This window comes from Solibacillus sp. FSL R7-0682, from assembly GCF_038005985.1.
Classification (GTDB): Bacteria; Bacillota; Bacilli; order Bacillales_A; family Planococcaceae; genus Solibacillus.
The window spans coordinates 3,954,980-3,971,358 of sequence record NZ_JBBOUI010000001.1 but is presented as its reverse complement, the minus strand read 5'-3'; the positions used below and the strand labels follow the sequence as shown (position 1 = coordinate 3,971,358).

The window sequence follows — 16,379 nt, the reverse complement described above, 5'->3', positions numbered from 1 at the left end:
TGTTAGAGTATTGTTAGTAAAGAGAAATATAATCCTTTTATAATAGAGAAATTATTAAAGAAAAGAGGAAAGAGTTATGGAAAAGACTATTTTAGTTGTTGATGATGAAAAGCCAATTGCAGATATTTTACAATTTAACTTAATTAAGGAAGGTTATCATGTCATTTGTGCATATGATGGCGATGAAGCACTTCAAAAAGTAGAAGAAGAGCAACCAGATTTAATGTTACTAGATATTATGTTACCTAAACGTGATGGGATGGAAGTATGTCGAGAAGTGCGTAAAAAATATGATTTCCCAATCATTATGCTAACAGCAAAAGGCTCAGAAATTGATAAAGTACTAGGCCTTGAAATGGGGGCAGATGATTATGTTACAAAACCATTTAGTACACGCGAATTAATTGCTCGTGTTAAAGCAAATATGCGTCGACTAAATGTCCCTGCACAAGTCGAAGACCCGCAAGCAGAGACAAATGATATTGTCATCGGTTCTTTAACAATTCAACCAGATGCATACTTAGTATTAAAGCGTGAAGAAGCAATTGAATTAACACATCGTGAGTTTGAGTTATTGCATTACTTAGCGAAGCATATCGGCCAAGTTATGACACGTGAGCACCTACTCCAAACGGTTTGGGGCTATGACTATTTTGGTGATGTACGTACGGTTGATGTAACAATTCGTCGTCTTCGTGAAAAAATTGAAGATAATCCAAGTCATCCTTTATGGATTGTAACAAGACGAGGAGTTGGCTATTACTTACGAAATCCTGAGCAGGAGTAAAATACATGCAAAAAGTAAGTTTTTTTAAATCGATCCATGTAAAGCTAGTACTAATTTATGTGTTATTAATAATTATTGCTTTGCAAATTATAGGGATTTATTTTTCGAAGGAATTAGAAGAAAACTTAAAAACAAATTTCCAAGATTCTATTGAGCAACGAATAGAGTTAGTTCATTACAGCATTCGTGAAGAAATGGTAAAAGAACGTGATGAACGTGATGAAAATACTCCTTCACTTGAAGAAAGTTTAAGAAGTATTTTACAAGAGTTCTCAACGGAGGATATTAATGAAATTATCGTCATTAATGAACGTTACCGAATTTTAGCAACGTCAGAAAATAATAACCAGTCTATTGTCGGTCAACGGGCAAATCAGGATATTATCCGTAAAGCAATCTCAGCCGGAACACTCGAAGATTCAATCGCAATCGATGAAGACACAAGAGAGCGTGTTTGGTTATTAGCTGCACCGATTGCTACAGTTGGCCCGAATGGGGAAGTATTAGGTGCCTTTTATATTAAGTCGAATATTGAAAAGGTTTATGAGCAGTTAAGTGAAATTAACCGTATTTTTGCAGCAGGAATTGCGATGTCACTAGCTATAACAATTATTCTAGGGATTTTAGTAGCTCGTACCATTACGCGTCCGATTTCAGATATGCGTAAACAAGCACAAGCGATGTCAAAGGGGAATTATTCACGCAAAGTACGCGTATACGGTACGGATGAGATTGGACAGTTAGCGATTGCATTCAACCATTTAACGAATCGTTTACAGGAAGCGCAATCTACTACGGAAGCTGAGCGACGGAAGCTTGCCAGTGTTTTAAGTAACATGACCGATGGAGTAATTGCAACTGATCGTAAAGGGAAAATAATTTTAATTAACGAACCAGCACTTAGTCTATTGCAAGACACTAGGGAGACTACATTAAATCGGCCAATTGCCTCTGTTTTAGGATTGGACCAAGAATATAGCTTCGAAGATCTAATTCATATGAAGGAGTCCGTTAACCTGGATTTTAGTACAAATGAGACTCCATATGTTTTGCGTGCCAATTTTTCGGTCATTCAAAAAGAAACAGGCTTCGTCAATGGTTTAATTACAGTACTTCATGACATTACTGAGCAAGAAAAAAATGATATGGAGCGCCGTGAATTCGTAGCAAATGTATCGCATGAATTACGTACACCATTAACGACAATGCGGAGCTATTTAGAAGCATTAGCGGATGGGGCATGGCGAGATGCAAATATTGCACCAACCTTTTTAAATGTAACCCAAACAGAAACAGAGCGTATGATTCGCCTCGTGAATGATTTATTACAATTATCAAAAATGGATAGCCAGGAATATGAATTAAACTTGGAATTTGTTGAGTTTAATAAGTTCTTCACACGGATTATTGATCGCTTTGAAATGTCAAAATCGCAAAATGTTGAATTTGTTCGTCTTTTACCAGAAACGAGTTATTTTGTAGATATTGATACGGATAAGTTAACGCAGGTAATAGATAATATTATTTCAAATGCATTGAAGTATTCTCCAGACGGTGGGAATATTCGTTTTGGCTTTACTGTCCATGACAATATGCTACGCGTTATGATTTCTGATGATGGGATGGGGATTCCAAAAGAAAACGTTGGGCGAATTTTTGACCGTTTTTATCGTGTCGATCGTGCGCGTGCACGCTCCATGGGTGGCACCGGTTTAGGTCTAGCAATTGCTCGTGAAATGATTGAAGCACACGGAGGAAAAATTTGGGCTGAAAGTGAGGAAGGATATGGCACGACGATTTTCTTCACGTTGCCGTATGAACTTGATGAAGCGGGGGATTGGGAATGAAGTATATCGAACAAATAAAATCCATTCTATTAACTTTTCTCGTTTTATTAAGTCTTGTCTTAACGCTTTTGATTTGGAACTATAAGCCGGATTATGAACTAATTGAAGAAACTCAAATTGATGAAGTTTTAGTTGGTGAACAAAAGGAATTAAAGGATGTTTTAAAGCCTTATCGGTTATTATTTCATGATGAAGGTCAATTTTATGGAACTGTTTCAACAAATGTAATCAATCAATTATATGATCATCTAATGACCTTAAATACGGGGGATGTAGACTTAATTAATAGTAATATATCCGACGTAAAAATGAATGAAATGATCCGTACGAATAATCGGGTGACGTTATTTTTTAATGATGAAATACCGTTGCATGTTTTTAAAGACATTCTTCCTATAACGGATAGTGATTTGCCTGATGGAAACTTCACCCGTCTTATTATTGACTACGCGAATATTGATTCAAAAAATCAAGTGCAGTTACTATTTTTAAATACTGAAAAAAAGATTTTGTTTGGTGCAGTTGAAGAACTGGACGATCCGAATCTATTTAAAGAAGAGTTTATAACATCCGTAACAGATTTTAGCCCATATATGGAAGTGGAGAGGGATATGCGTCGCTCTCTTTATATAGCACAAAACCCAATTGAAACAATTCAATATAGATATTTCATTGATACGATGGGTCCACTTGATAAATATAAAGATATTTTATTTAGTGATCCTAATATTGTTCAGCATAATGTGGAAAACTTGCAGTCTGAAAGATATACAGACGGCACATCACTTATGACCGCGGACACACAAAATCGGATTTTAAACTATGTATATCCACCAGCAGAGAGCGTTGCGCCTATTCCATCTGCTCGTTTACTAAAAGATAGCTTTGATTTTATTAATGAGCATGGCGGGTTTACAGAGGACTATCGCTATTCTTCTATGAATGTTAAAAAGCATAATATAAAATATCAGCTATTTTTACAAGGATATCCGATTTATAGCAAGATGACGACAACGCATATCGTAACAACATGGGGAGAAAACCGTCTTTTCCGTTACCGTCGTCCATATTACACAATTGAATCCGATATTACGAGTATCCATACAATTAAGGAGCTCGCTTCTGGAGAAAAAACAATTGAGCATATTCGTAGTATGGAAGACTATTCTCTTGATGAAATCGATGAAATCGTTGTCGGTTATTATTTAATGCAAGATCAAAATCAAGATGAAGAGCAAATTCAAGATCGAGATGTCTTTTTATTAGAGCCGAGTTGGTTTATTATTTCTAATGATGATTGGACACGCATTTCGCCCGATAAATTAGGGGGTAGTGAAAATGGATTGGAGTAGAACAAAATCAATTTTCATCTGGGTCTTTTTAATATTAAATATCTTTCTATATACGCAATATTTAGAGAGCTATAATGAAGGGGAAACGATTGAAATAATAGGAGAAACGACAAAAATTGAGTCCCGTTTAAAAGAGGATAATATTACGTATATTGCTCTACCTAATAATAATGAAACGGCTTCCTATTATTCAGGTCAAATTAAAAATTTCTTACCTTCAGATCTACCGTATTTTGCCAATCAAATTGCACGTATAGAAAATGATAATAAACTACTTGTAACGATGGAAAAACCGGTGAAATTACAAGGGACAGCAACGCTTGATTCGTATACAGCTTTTGTTCATAGCTATGTTCATGAAGGAAGTTCGTATGAGTTATGGGGTTTCGATGAGAAAAAGAGAGAAGCGACATTTTTTCAAAAGGTTAATAATTTAACGCTTTATTATAACGTTCGAGGTTATGTTAAAATCTATTGGAACGAAGATAATCGCGTATATGCATATGAGCAGACGATTCTTGAAAAGCATGAAAAATTAGAAAAACAAAAAAACCTAATTACCCCGATTCAAGTGCTTCAAATTTTGTATGGGAATAATTTATTAAAACCAAATTCTGAAATAGTGAATATAAAGCTAGGCTATTCAACAATTGTTCAAATAACGCAAACGCAAGTGTTTGCACCAACTTGGGAAGTACGCGTAAAGCGAGACAATGGCAACCAAGAAGTACATTTTGTGAATGCGGTAGATGGGAAAATCGTTGATATACAAAATGATTTAACAGAAGTTGAGGAAAAGGATATAGAAAAGTAAGGAGTTTTATAAATGCGATTCAGTGTTTTAGCAAGTGGTAGTACAGGTAACGCAGTCTACGTAGAAAATGATGAGCATGCTTTTTTAGTCGATGTAGGCTTAAGCGGGAAAAAAATGGAGCAACTGTTTGCTAAAATTGATCGGGATATGAAGAAATTATCGGGTATTTTAGTAACACATGAGCATAGTGACCATATTAAAGGCTTAGGAGTGGTGGCAAGAAAGTATAATGTTCCGGTATTTGCTAACGCTAAAACTTGGGATGCGATGGATGGGCATATTGGCAATATTCCAACGGAGCTACGCTACCACTTTGATATGGAGACGGTTAAAACCTTTGGGGGAATGGATATTCAATCCTTTGCAGTGTCTCATGACGCAGCAGATCCAATGTTTTATACGTTTTATGAGGATGGGCGCAAGCTTGTAGTCATTACGGATACAGGCTATGTTAGTGATCGTATGAAGGGACATATTGCTGCAGCCGACTCCTATGTTTTTGAAAGTAACCATGATGTTAGTATGCTACAAATGGGGAAATACCCATGGAATATTAAGCGCCGTATTTTATCGGATGTTGGTCATGTATCAAATGAAGATGCAGCTGTTGCAATGAGTGATGTCGTAGCAGAAAAACCAACACAAATTTACTTAGCCCATTTAAGTAAAGATAATAATATGAAAGATTTAGCGCGTATGAGTGTCTCACAAACGTTACAGTCCTGTGGCATAATTACAGGAGAATATTTGCATCTTCATGATACAGATGCAGAGCAACCAACTGCGCTTGTAACGGTTTAATAACGGGTAAAAGAACTTTGCTGACTTTTGGCGAAGTTCTTTTTTATTTTTTTATGGATGTTTTAAGGGATTTTCATCTAATTTTAATGTTTGATGTGTATGCTAACAGTAAGTGAAACAACGAAAGGATGATTTGAAGATGAGTTATTTTCCTGAAGATGATCAAAAACCAGTAGAAAATGAACGAATAACAGAGTTGGAAGAACGCCTAAAGCGAGAAGAAGAAGAGCGTCGTCAACGTCTGTCCAATAAAAAAAATAAAGGAGGCAGCAAGTTCGGATACTTTATTTCTGGGCTAAGTGGAATTATTGTTGGTGCGCTTTTACTTTGGCTGCTATTACCTTCGTTAGCTAACCAATTACCAGGAGCGAGCCAGATTACATCAAATTCAGAGGCAAATGGGTCAACAATTAAACAAACGGCAACAGAAGTTACATCCGATGTTGTATCAGCCGTTGAGAAGGTTTCAAGCGCGGTCGTTGGTATTACCAATATTCAAAAAGCGACACCAAATTTTTGGAACCAAAATAATGGTGCGTTACAAGAAGCAGGTAGCGGCTCAGGGGTTATTTATAAGGTAGAAGGAGACCGTGCATTTATTGTCACGAACCATCACGTAATCGAAGGTAGTGACCAACTTGAAGTCATGTTAGATGATGGAACGAAGGTAGAAGCACAGCCAGTTGGTAGTGATATTTGGACAGACTTAGCGGTCATTTCTATCCCGAGTGAAGGCATTAAAACCGTAGCACAATTTGGGGATTCCGATGCGTTAAAACAAGGTGAAACAGTGATTACAATTGGTAACCCGCTAGGATTAGATTTTTATGGATCTGTTACGACAGGAGTTGTTTCTGGTAAGGATCGTTCTGTGCCAGTTGATTTAAATCAAGATGGTGTCGAGGATTGGTCAACAGATGTTTTACAAACAGATGCAGCTATTAATGAAGGGAATTCAGGTGGCGCATTAGTTAATATTACAGGGGATTTAGTTGGTATCAATTCAATGAAAATAGCTTCCACATCTGTCGAAGGATTAGGCTTTGCTATCCCAATTAACTCAGCTATTCCAATTATTGAAGAGCTTGAGAAAAAGGGTGAAGTACAACGACCAACAATGGGGATCTCTTTAATGGATTTAACAGAGGTTCCTGCTTACTATCAACAACAAACATTACAATTACCACAAGAAGTTACAAATGGTGTCGTTATTTCACAAGTTGTCCCAGGCTCTGCAGCAGATAAAGCGGGCTTACAGCAATATGATGTTATTGTAGAAATGGACGGCAAAAAAATTGAAAATGCAATTGAACTTCGCAAACATTTATATAATGAAAAAGAAATTGGCGACACATTACAAATGAAAGTATATCGCCAAGGAAAAGTAGTGGAAGCAAAATTACAATTAGTTAATAACACACAGTTGTAAATTGTGGATAACTGAATAGTGGATAATGGCGAGTAGGAGAGGAAAAAGGCTTTTCTTTTCTACTCGTTTTTTGTTTGTTACAATGGATTGTGGATAACATCTTATAAATTGTGAATAAGTTTGTGGAAATTTCAGAAAAGAAAGAAGGTTTAAAAATGAAAAAGTATAGCTGTGAAACCCATATAGATCACGCTTTAGATATGCACGTTGCAGAGACAGGAGATTTTCCAATGATGGATTTATTAACAGAAGAGCAAAAGTTATCAACAACTTGTTCTTATTGTGAAGCGCAGGCAACATATATTGTATCAAGTAAATAACTTTACACAATATATGGACAACGATTGTGGATATGTGGATAACTTTTGTGGATAAAGTGTTTGTAAATGGAATGTAAAGGTGGATAAGTTGTGAATATAACGATTATCTCTGTAGGAAAATTAAAAGAAAAATATTTAAAAATGGGTATTGATGAATATGTTAAGCGATTAGGGGGCTATGCAAAAATCGAGATAATCGAGGTACCCGACGAAAAAGCACCAGAGCAATTAAGCGATGCGGAAATGGAGCTCGTAAAGAAAAAAGAAGGCGAACGTATTTTGGCTAAAATTAGTGATGGTACATATGTCATTGCCCTCGCACTGGATGGAAAAATGAAAACGAGCGAAGAAATGGCAGCGGATATAGATGCATTAATGACTTACGGGAAGAGCAAGGTTGCCTTTGTAATTGGCGGATCGCTTGGCTTACACGATGAGGTGTTTAAGCGAGCAGATGAAAGGCTATGTTTCGGCAAAATGACACTCCCTCACCAGCTGATGAAGCTCGTGCTAGTGGAGCAGATTTACCGTAGCTTTCGGATTATTAAGGGTGAACCGTATCATAAGTAAGTGCGTTTTTTTCTACGTTCTAATAAATGACAGGTGTCATCTGCATTAATTGACGCCTGTCGATATTTTCATATATGGCCTGTCATGTACGATAAAGGTACAGAAATGGAGGGGCATTTATATGAAACGTATAGCATTAATCGATATTTTAAGAGGAATTGCTATTTTGGGGACACTTGGAACGAATATTTGGATTTTTGCTCATTTAGGGGATCTAAAGTATATAACGACTACGGATTTTACCGGTTGGTCGAGTGTGAATGATATTTTACGCCTCCTTGTACTGTTCGTATTTAATGGCAAGCTGCTTGGTATGTTAACGATAATGTTCGGAGTAGGAATGGAGATTAAATATCAGCAGTCCATTAGGCACAATAAGCCTTGGATCGGTATGTATAAATGGGTAATCGTATTTTTAATGGTGGAAGGTTTGCTGCATTACGTGCTCGTCATGGAATATGATGTGCTCATGAGCTATGCGGTTACTGCAGGTATTATTGCGGTCATCCTAAAGCGCGGGGAACGGGCGATGAAAAGGGCACTATGGGTTGCAGGAGCTATTCATTTAGGGTTGCTTGCTCTTATTTTTACTTCCATGCTGTATGGACCGGCATTTTCAATGGCAAGCTCGCCACAGTTGATTGCAATATATACCGAGGGAACATGGCTAGATCAGGTCCAGAATCGTATCATGAATTTTATGTTCTTTAGAGCAGAGGCAATCTTTATTATTCCTTTAAATGTTATGTTATTTATTGTTGGTATAAAGCTGATGCGCAGTGGTGCGTTCTCCTTTACTGAGCGCGGTAATGCCATTCAACGGAAACTGCTCATTTGGGGGTTAGGTCTAGGTCTGCCTTTGAATGTGTTGACTTTTGTACCAGGCGGTCTATTTGATTTACCTGTCCGTTATCTGTTTGCCCCTATCCTGGCATTAGGCTATATAGGACTGATTACTTTTATTGTTCGGAAGTGCAGTACGTGGGGAATGTGGAAGTGGCTTGAGAAAACGGGGCGTATGTCTTTAAGCTGTTACGTTCTGCAAAACATTACTGCAACAGCTATTTTCTACGGATGGGGTTTAGGCCTTGGAGGTACTCTAAATAGCGTGGAAATTATAGGGATTTTTTGTATGATAGTAGTAGGGCAAATTATACTGGCGAATGTGTGGTTAACTAAATTTCCTTATGGACCGGTCGAATGGCTGCGGAAGGGAATGCTGCAGAGGCTGGAAAGATAGGAGTGTTAGATGCTGGAATGGTATCCTAAAAGTCAGGCAAGCTATTATTTAATTATTGATGTATTGACCGTCCTGCTATTTAGCTATGCGGTTGTCGTCTCGGAGCAGATTCCGTCACTTGTTTTTAAGGTTGTATTAATCGTCATCTATATAGGTGCCTATTACACGGCACTATGGTATCAGGATGGTCTGCTGCTTCCTGCTGTTGTGCTTGGTTTTGTTATGACAGCATATTTGGCTTATTTAAGCGGCCCACAGTGGATTTTCTTTCAGTTTGCCTTTGCAGATTTTGTCGGGCGCGCTGTCAACCGGCATATTTTATGGATTGCTACGTGCGTAAATTTCCTCCTCCTAGCCAGTCTCGTTTGGCGCTATCAGGAGGTACTGTTTTCAAATGCGCAGTCAATTGTACTGGCGGTTATGCTTTTTATCCTACTGTTGCCGTGGTTACGCTATTATATTGAAAAATCCAAGCTGCTTCAGCGTGAGGTTGATGAAGCGTCGGTTCACATTGCGATGCAGCGGGAACGTCAGCGGATTGCCCGCGATCTGCATGATACTTTAGGACATACGCTGACGGTCATAAAGGTAAAAACAGAGCTCGTTTCCAGGCTGGTGCCAAACGAGAATCATAGGATTCATAAGGAACTTGATGATATGATTCTAACAGTCCGAACAGCACATAAGCAGGTGCGTGAAATAATATCGGAAATAAATTTTTTATCCTTGCAGGAAGAGCTTAAGCATTGTGAGCAGTTGCTTAAGAATGCCGGTATCCGTGTGCAGATTGATCATCAGCTTACCCATATTCTGCTGTCTAGTGTGCAGGAAACGATGCTTGCCTACAGTATCCGAGAAGCGGTAACGAATGTTGTTAAGCACAGTCATGCTGCTGATTGCAGAATACATCTATATCAGAATGAAGACCGGGGAGAAGCAGCTATTATTGATAACGGAGTCGGTTTATCCGAAAAGCAGCATGGCAATGGACTGTTTACAATGAAGGAACGGATGAGGTCATTAAAGGGAAATATGGAAGTGACGTATGATCAGGAAGGAACAAAGGTGCTTCTGACTATACCACTGGATACGATTCGGGAGGGTGTGAAATGATTAGACTTAGTATCGCTGAGGATCAGCAACTGTTGAGAGATGCCTTAATATCCATTATGGAGCTTGAGGATGATTTACATATTGTGGGTGAAGCAGCAGATGGAGCAGAAGCATGGGCTTTAATTGAAAAGGAAAAGCCGGATGTATGCATTTTAGATATTGAAATGCCGCATTTGTCCGGGCTGGAAGTAGCTGCGAGAATACGTCATCACAATTATCCGTGCAAAATTATGATTATGACAACCTTTGCGAGAGTCGGTTATTTGCAGGAAGCAATGGATCTAAATATTGAAGCATATGTTCTGAAAGACGAGCCTATCCAATATGTAATTGGTGCAATACGCAAAATTATGCAAGGTGAAAGGGTAATCAGTCAGGATCTTGCCGCTGCTTTATTTATGAATGAAAAAAATCCTCTGAATGACCGGGAAATCAATGTACTGAAGCTCGTGAAGGATGGCTATACGACGAATGAAATTAGTAAAAAGCTATTCCTGACTAAAGGAACAATTCGCAACTATCTATCTTTATCCATTCAAAAGCTCGAAGTTGAAACAAGGCAGCAGGCTGTACAAAAAGCAACTGAAAAGGGATGGATATAAATTGCAGTTCAAAAACCTCCTTTATTTATGGTGAGGTGAACCGTATCATAAGTAAGTGCGGTTTTTAATAAACCATCGATTACAGTAGATTTATTGTAGTTGGTGGTTTGTTTTTGTTAGATAGTAAATAGAAATTTGCAGATAGATTACGGGAGGGCGTAACATATTCTAGAAGAAAGCTAAAGAAGTGAGATAAGAATTAGTGATCAATATTGCCACGCCAAACATTTATTTGATAATGTTTGGCGTGATTTTATTTAGTCTTCTTTATAACCTAAATCATTCAAAGTTAAATCTTTATAATTTTTACCAATTCTATACGATGTGATACGCTGATTTCCACTAGCCCCTTCAATTATATTTCTTTCTAACCAAGTATTAGCCCATTTTGTAATCGTTATTGGTTTCACTTGGAACAGTTCAGCAATTTCTTTTGGTTTAACAGGTCTATTGCGTTCAATTAAATAGCGAAGTAACGTTTTTTCTTTTGGCTCTAACGATAAGATACGCTGATCTGTAGTGGAGGTAGCAAATTGGATAGATAGATTAGCAACTTTTTCATAGGCAAGTGCCATTGTTCTAAGGAAATACTCAATCCATGGAGCTAAATTTTTTGGATTTTCACGCCCATCATAATAAAGAGCGGGTAAGCCCATTTGTAAATGTTTGTAGTAGCCTTGTAAATCTTCAACATAATATTCTTCAATAGAATGGAAGCCTTTCACATCATAATTAGTTGTTGATAAAACATAAGATGCTAAAGCTCGTGCGGTACGTCCATTACCATCTTCAAAAGGATGAATCGTTAGTAGTTGATAAGTAACAATTGCAGCTTTAATCGGAACAGGCATTTCGTTTTCTGACTGTATCCATTTAACAAAAGATTTCATTAACGCAGGGACATCAGAGTATTCTGGAGGAATATAATCGGGTTGTCTTGTTTGATTATCGAAAACAGCAAATAGTACTCCTGGAGGCATTGGTCCACGGTAATTACTTTTAGAAGACTTTCTACCTGAGCCATGTTTAACAATGATGGAGTGTAACTTTTTAATAAAATCTTCAGTTATGGGTGTATTTTTATTTTTTTCTTGTGTTAAAAACGAAAGGGCTTCCCAATAATTTCGTACTTCTTCCTCGACAGGTATTCTTAAGTCGTCCTTCTTTTGTTTAACTACACGTGCAACCTGTTCTAAATCTAAAGTATTCCCTTCAATTCGTGTTGAGTAATGGGTTGCTTTTAATTTAGCTTGTTCTTTTAAGTCACTTTCAATATGTGCCGGAATAGGCATTAGTTCTACGATAGATCGAGAACGTTCAATTGACATTAAATCTTTTACAATAGCTTGCGTGTAAATAAATTTTGGTGTGTACAGATGAATCACCTCAAATAGAATATAATAACGTACGTTAATTATACGCTATTCGTATGCTAATTTATAATTTAAATACGCTATTTATACGCTAAATTTAAATTAATGATACGTTAATTTGTTGAGATATTTTGATAGCGAAATAATTGGTTATTTTTTACTTTTTCTAATTTTGAGTTTAATTTAAGGATACAAAAATCTGGTGCAAAAAATTATAATGAATTTAGATGAATCGGAATAAAAATTGAGTTTTAAAAAAACGGAAAGGCACAATTTGATGAATATTGAACAACAACTCCATCAAGCCCTTTTAGAAATCGAACATTTAAAAAAAGAAAATGCACATTTGAGGGGATTGCTTAAACAAAAGCAAGTTGAACCAAATAAAATAGTAGAGCCAGTTAAGCGAGCTAATCATAACGAACAATTGAAAGAAAAAATCCTTCAAAAAAGAGTGCAGATTTTTAAAAGTTTATTCCGCGGAAGAGACGATGTTTATGCTGTTCGATGGCAGTCTAAAAATAATAAATCAGGCTATACACCTGCCTGTTCGTTAGAGTGGCAGCCTCCGTTATGTCAGAAGCCAAATATAAAATGTTCGCAATGTCAGGTTAGAAAACTAATACCTCTTAGCGATGAAACGATTTATCGGCATCTTTCAGGAGAGATTACTATCGGTCTATACCCATTGTTAAAAGATGAAACGTGTTGGTTTTTAGCAGTAGATTTTGATAAACGTGATTGGCAAAAAGATATTCAAGCATTTGTAGATACATGTCAACAACTTGATGTACCTGTTAGTATTGAACGTTCGAGATCTGGAAATGGAGGACATGTGTGGCTGTTTTTTAGTGAGCCCATTTCAGCAAAAGTAGCTCGACAATTGGGGCATTTTATTTTATCAGAAACGCTCTCTAATCGATATGAAATCGGAATGGATTCCTATGATCGTCTATTTCCAAATCAAGATACTTTACCAAAGGGAGGATTCGGAAATTTAATCGCACTTCCTTTACAAAGAGGTCCTCGAATACAGTTGAATAGTGTATTTGTAGATGAAAATTTTAATGCTTATGAAGATCAATGGGGATATTTAGAAAAAGTTCGTAAATTAGATTTAAATGCAATCAAAAAAATACTATGGGCAACTTCTCAGCCGAAGCAGATTATACAAGTGAAAGAAGTGAAGGATAACGATGTAGATAAGCTTCCATTAGCTATTACAATCATCGAAAAAAACGGACTATATTTAAATAAGCATGAAATTCCTTCGCAAATAATGCATGAGATTTTAAAGTTATCCTCAATAAAGAATCCTGAATTTTTCAAGGCACAGGCTAGACGCTTAAGTACGCATAGTATACCTAAAAATATAAATTGTCATGAGGAAACTACTGACTTTATTATTATCCCTCGCGGATGCAAGGAAGCGTTAATAAAGGTATTAGAGGGCAGAGGAATTACGGCTTTATTTGACGATCAAACACAATTAGGTGAAACAATTACATCTAACTTCAAAGGGAATTTAACGCCAGAACAACAAGTAGCGGTAGAAAAGCTTTTGGAACGTCCAATAGGAATTTTATCGGCCACAACAGGTTTTGGTAAAACGGTTGTAGCTGCATCACTGATAGCGCAAAGAAAGGTGAATACATTAATTATTGTTCATCGGAAACAATTAATTGAACAATGGAAAGAACGTCTTAATGTTTTTTTAGATAAAGATACATTAATAGGTCACATTAGTGGAGGGAAAAATAAGCAAACATTTAATATTGATATAGCCACAATTCAAAGCTTAAATTATCGTGGAGAAATAAAGGATGAAGTGAAAAACTATGGTCAGGTTATTGTGGATGAGTGTCATCATATTTCAGCAGTAAGCTTTGAAAAAGTAATGAAAAAAGTAGAAGCTAAATATATTTGCGGTTTAACGGCTACTCCTACTAGAAAAGATGGTTTACATTCAATTATGACGATGCAATTAGGTTCAATTTGCCATAGAGTTACAGCTAAATCCTATTCAAAAGTACATTCATTTGAGCATCTTCTATATCCTCGTTATACGCAATTTAAAGATAATACAACAAATGATTCTAAAAAAATTCAGGACGTTTATAAAGCACTAATACAAGATGATGTTCGCAATCGATTAATTTTTGATGATGTGTTACAAGCTTTAGATAACGGAGCTACCCCATTGATTTTGACTGAAAGAGTAGAGCATGTGAAAATTTTAGAAGGTATGTTTAGAAACTTCGTAAAAAATTTGATTGTGTTAACGGGCGGTATGAAGTCTAAGGAGCAATTGGAGAAATTAAATGCATTGCAAAATTTAAATGCGAATGAAGAGCGGCTCATTATCGCAACAGGAAAATATATAGGAGAAGGTTTTGACCATGCAAGTTTAGATACATTATTTTTAGTGATGCCTTTATCATGGAAAGGAACATTGCAGCAGTATGTTGGTAGGTTACATCGGGTAGATGAAAATAAATCAGTAGTAAAGGTATATGATTATGTTGACCGAAAAGAGCCAATGCTGCAGAGAATGTTTGAGAAAAGGTTGAAGGCTTATCAATCAATGGGATATAAACTTGTTGATGAAAATAAAAGTAAGTTATCAAGTACAGAGCAAATAAAGTTATTTTGATTTATATGAAAGTGCTAGAGTAAATAGATATCCATATTAAATATGTACTTCTTTTCTTTATTATAAACGTTAGTTAAATAACCGCACTTAGCTACATTACGGTGAACCGTATCATAAGTAAGTGCGGTTAATTAGGCAGCATCAATTTTATATTGGTGCTGCTTTTTAGGAGGAAAGTAAATGAGTATGATTTTATGTTTAGGTACTAATGTTGAAATGTTGATGAGTGATGAGTATAACGATGAAAATTCTTTATTTATATTAGATAACTGCCGAGAAGAAGGCTTAACGATTCAACGACATGCTTTTACAACACCGTTTGCTTATGAAATTGACTTTAATTATAACTACGAAAGCATTTGGGCAATGACATCTTATAATGAGCAATACTCGCCACATAATTTTATAAAGGCTGAAACTACATTTAATGCTTTTTGTGAGGAACTAAAAAAGATGATCCCTAAAGGAGATTTTTGTGAGTTTTATTATTGCTGGATAGGTGAAGAAGATGATGCAATCGAAGGTCGAATCGAATTTAATCTAAATGATGTTGTTGAACAACGTGTTTATATAAATGAAAAGTGTTATATCAAATTCATCAATAAATAGTCTAGTTTAATCATTGCGTGTAAATCTGTGCTTGTTTGTGTGAAAGTAAGACATTATATAATATGATAAGTAATAAACATTCATCTATAAAGGAGATGAAAAGATGTTCGAACAAATTGATTTTAAGAAGCAGCAGTTAGATGCGAAAAGACCGTTACCAAAATATACAGTACAAAGCTTACGTGAAAAGCTGTTTCTAGAATGGACATATAATTCCAACGCAATCGAAGGCAATACATTAACAATTAATGAAACAAAGGTTGTACTTGAGGGCATTACGGTTGGTGGTAAAACGATGCGTGAGCATTTAGAGGTTATTAACCACCGAGATGCGATTTCTTACGTTGAAGATGTTGTGCATAAAGAAGAGCCTTTTTCTGAGTGGCAAATTAAAAATTTACATCGCCTTGTACTAAAGGGGATTGATGATGGCTATGCAGGCGTCTATCGTGACCAGCAAGTATTTATTTCAGGAGCTGTTCATACACCGCCGCCACCGTTTAAAATTCAAGAGCTGATGGATCGGTTAATGCACTGGTATGACGGAGAGGCGCAAAGCTTACATCCAATTGTACGTGGAGCTATGTTACATGCCATTTTCGTGGGCATTCATCCATTTATTGATGGCAATGGTCGCACGTCACGTTTACTTCTTAATTTAGAGCTCATGAAATCAGGCTATCCACCGATTATTATTCGCGTCGAAAATCGATTAGCGTATTACAATGCTTTAGACAAAGCGCATACGACTGAGAACTATGATGATTTTGTAAAGCTTGTTGCAAATGAAGTTGAGGCTTCTCTAGATTTATATTTGAGTGCAATTTTCTACTAAAGTATAGGTTGTAACTAAGTAAGCACTTTAATTG

At 36.5% G+C, this 16,379-nt stretch carries 15 protein-coding genes; 14 read left to right on the top strand and 1 reads right to left on the bottom strand.

Translation table 11 applies throughout. From position 1 onward, the window contains the following. The first annotated feature begins 76 nt into the window (after nucleotides 1-76). The 11 genes from yycF to MKZ17_RS19990 all read left to right on the top strand — a co-directional run bounded on the left by yycF (nucleotide 77) and on the right by MKZ17_RS19990 (nucleotide 10,875). Entirely contained in the window at nucleotides 77-787 is a 711-nt protein-coding gene (gene yycF, locus MKZ17_RS20040; RefSeq protein ID WP_340725451.1) for a response regulator YycF, read from the top strand. A 5-nt stretch (nucleotides 788-792) separates the two neighbouring features. Then, the gene (walK, locus tag MKZ17_RS20035; RefSeq protein WP_340725450.1) at nucleotides 793-2,634 is read left to right on the top strand and encodes a cell wall metabolism sensor histidine kinase WalK; all 1,842 of its coding nucleotides are present in this window, start codon (nucleotides 793-795) and stop codon (nucleotides 2,632-2,634) included. After that, on the top strand, nucleotides 2,631-3,986 hold the full coding sequence (locus MKZ17_RS20030; RefSeq protein ID WP_340725449.1) for a YycH family regulatory protein: 1,356 nt from the start codon (nucleotides 2,631-2,633) through the stop codon (nucleotides 3,984-3,986). The genes walK and MKZ17_RS20030 overlap by 4 nt, the downstream gene beginning before the upstream one ends. Next, on the top strand, nucleotides 3,973-4,800 hold the full coding sequence (locus MKZ17_RS20025) for a two-component system regulatory protein YycI (RefSeq protein ID WP_340725448.1): 828 nt from the start codon (nucleotides 3,973-3,975) through the stop codon (nucleotides 4,798-4,800). Before MKZ17_RS20030 ends, MKZ17_RS20025 begins: the two co-directional genes overlap by 14 nt. Before the next feature lie 12 nt (nucleotides 4,801-4,812). After that, nucleotides 4,813-5,601 carry an MBL fold metallo-hydrolase gene (locus tag MKZ17_RS20020; protein WP_340725447.1) on the top strand — a complete coding sequence of 263 codons (789 nt, stop codon included), beginning with the start codon at nucleotides 4,813-4,815 and terminating at the stop codon, nucleotides 5,599-5,601. A gap of 139 nt (nucleotides 5,602-5,740) precedes the next feature. Next, entirely contained in the window at nucleotides 5,741-7,030 is a 1,290-nt protein-coding gene (locus MKZ17_RS20015; RefSeq protein ID WP_340725446.1) for a S1C family serine protease, read from the top strand. 155 nt (nucleotides 7,031-7,185) lie between these two features. Beyond that, complete coding sequence (locus tag MKZ17_RS20010; protein WP_340725445.1) at nucleotides 7,186-7,350, top strand: CxxH/CxxC protein; 165 nt, start codon at nucleotides 7,186-7,188, stop codon at nucleotides 7,348-7,350. A 90-nt stretch (nucleotides 7,351-7,440) separates the two neighbouring features. Next, nucleotides 7,441-7,920, top strand: coding sequence for a 23S rRNA (pseudouridine(1915)-N(3))-methyltransferase RlmH (gene rlmH, locus MKZ17_RS20005; RefSeq protein ID WP_340725444.1), 480 nt, complete (start codon nucleotides 7,441-7,443; stop codon nucleotides 7,918-7,920). 121 nt (nucleotides 7,921-8,041) lie between these two features. After that, nucleotides 8,042-9,160, top strand: a complete 1,119-nt coding sequence (locus tag MKZ17_RS20000; RefSeq protein ID WP_340725443.1) for a DUF418 domain-containing protein — start codon at nucleotides 8,042-8,044, stop codon at nucleotides 9,158-9,160. A gap of 9 nt (nucleotides 9,161-9,169) precedes the next feature. After that, nucleotides 9,170-10,273 (top strand): sensor histidine kinase, encoded by a 1,104-nt coding sequence (locus tag MKZ17_RS19995; protein ID WP_340725442.1) that lies wholly within the window; start codon nucleotides 9,170-9,172, stop codon nucleotides 10,271-10,273. After that, nucleotides 10,270-10,875, top strand: coding sequence for a response regulator transcription factor (locus tag MKZ17_RS19990; protein ID WP_340725441.1), 606 nt, complete (start codon nucleotides 10,270-10,272; stop codon nucleotides 10,873-10,875). Before MKZ17_RS19995 ends, MKZ17_RS19990 begins: the two co-directional genes overlap by 4 nt. A 257-nt stretch (nucleotides 10,876-11,132) precedes the next feature. Here the strand turns inward: MKZ17_RS19990 and MKZ17_RS19985 are convergent, their stop codons facing one another. Further along, nucleotides 11,133-12,203, bottom strand: a complete 1,071-nt coding sequence (locus tag MKZ17_RS19985; RefSeq protein ID WP_339196678.1) for a Fic family protein — start codon at nucleotides 12,201-12,203, stop codon at nucleotides 11,133-11,135. A 322-nt stretch (nucleotides 12,204-12,525) separates the two neighbouring features. Here MKZ17_RS19985 and MKZ17_RS19980 point away from each other — a divergent pair, with 322 nt between their 5' ends. The 3 genes from MKZ17_RS19980 (at nucleotide 12,526) to MKZ17_RS19970 (ending at nucleotide 16,345) form a co-directional block, all read left to right on the top strand. Then, a complete protein-coding gene (locus MKZ17_RS19980; RefSeq protein WP_340725440.1) occupies nucleotides 12,526-14,901 on the top strand; it encodes a TOTE conflict system archaeo-eukaryotic primase domain-containing protein in 2,376 nt (791 codons plus the stop codon). A gap of 180 nt (nucleotides 14,902-15,081) precedes the next feature. Then, nucleotides 15,082-15,510 carry a hypothetical protein gene (locus MKZ17_RS19975; RefSeq protein ID WP_340725439.1) on the top strand — a complete coding sequence of 143 codons (429 nt, stop codon included), beginning with the start codon at nucleotides 15,082-15,084 and terminating at the stop codon, nucleotides 15,508-15,510. Between the two features lie 103 nt (nucleotides 15,511-15,613). Beyond that, nucleotides 15,614-16,345, top strand: coding sequence for a Fic family protein (locus MKZ17_RS19970; protein ID WP_340725438.1), 732 nt, complete (start codon nucleotides 15,614-15,616; stop codon nucleotides 16,343-16,345). The last annotated feature ends 34 nt before the right edge of the window (nucleotides 16,346-16,379 follow it).

Excerpts from the sequence above, each read along its gene's own strand:
- walK (WP_340725450.1), top strand. The coding sequence starts at position 793 with ATGCAAAAAGTAAGTTTTTTTAAATCGATCCATGTAAAGCTAGTACTA.
- MKZ17_RS20010 (WP_340725445.1), top strand. The coding sequence starts at position 7,186 with ATGAAAAAGTATAGCTGTGAAACCCATATAGATCACGCTTTAGATATG.
- MKZ17_RS19995 (WP_340725442.1), top strand. The coding sequence starts at position 9,170 with ATGCTGGAATGGTATCCTAAAAGTCAGGCAAGCTATTATTTAATTATT.
- MKZ17_RS20015 (WP_340725446.1), top strand. The coding sequence starts at position 5,741 with ATGAGTTATTTTCCTGAAGATGATCAAAAACCAGTAGAAAATGAACGA.
- yycF (WP_340725451.1), top strand. The coding sequence starts at position 77 with ATGGAAAAGACTATTTTAGTTGTTGATGATGAAAAGCCAATTGCAGAT.
- MKZ17_RS20030 (WP_340725449.1), top strand. The coding sequence starts at position 2,631 with ATGAAGTATATCGAACAAATAAAATCCATTCTATTAACTTTTCTCGTT.
- MKZ17_RS20000 (WP_340725443.1), top strand. The coding sequence starts at position 8,042 with ATGAAACGTATAGCATTAATCGATATTTTAAGAGGAATTGCTATTTTG.
- MKZ17_RS19975 (WP_340725439.1), top strand. The coding sequence starts at position 15,082 with ATGAGTATGATTTTATGTTTAGGTACTAATGTTGAAATGTTGATGAGT.
- MKZ17_RS20020 (WP_340725447.1), top strand. The coding sequence starts at position 4,813 with ATGCGATTCAGTGTTTTAGCAAGTGGTAGTACAGGTAACGCAGTCTAC.
- MKZ17_RS19985 (WP_339196678.1), bottom strand. The coding sequence starts at position 12,203 with ATGTCAATTGAACGTTCTCGATCTATCGTAGAACTAATGCCTATTCCG.
- MKZ17_RS19980 (WP_340725440.1), top strand. The coding sequence starts at position 12,526 with ATGAATATTGAACAACAACTCCATCAAGCCCTTTTAGAAATCGAACAT.
- MKZ17_RS19970 (WP_340725438.1), top strand. The coding sequence starts at position 15,614 with ATGTTCGAACAAATTGATTTTAAGAAGCAGCAGTTAGATGCGAAAAGA.
- MKZ17_RS19990 (WP_340725441.1), top strand. The coding sequence starts at position 10,270 with ATGATTAGACTTAGTATCGCTGAGGATCAGCAACTGTTGAGAGATGCC.
- MKZ17_RS20025 (WP_340725448.1), top strand. The coding sequence starts at position 3,973 with ATGGATTGGAGTAGAACAAAATCAATTTTCATCTGGGTCTTTTTAATA.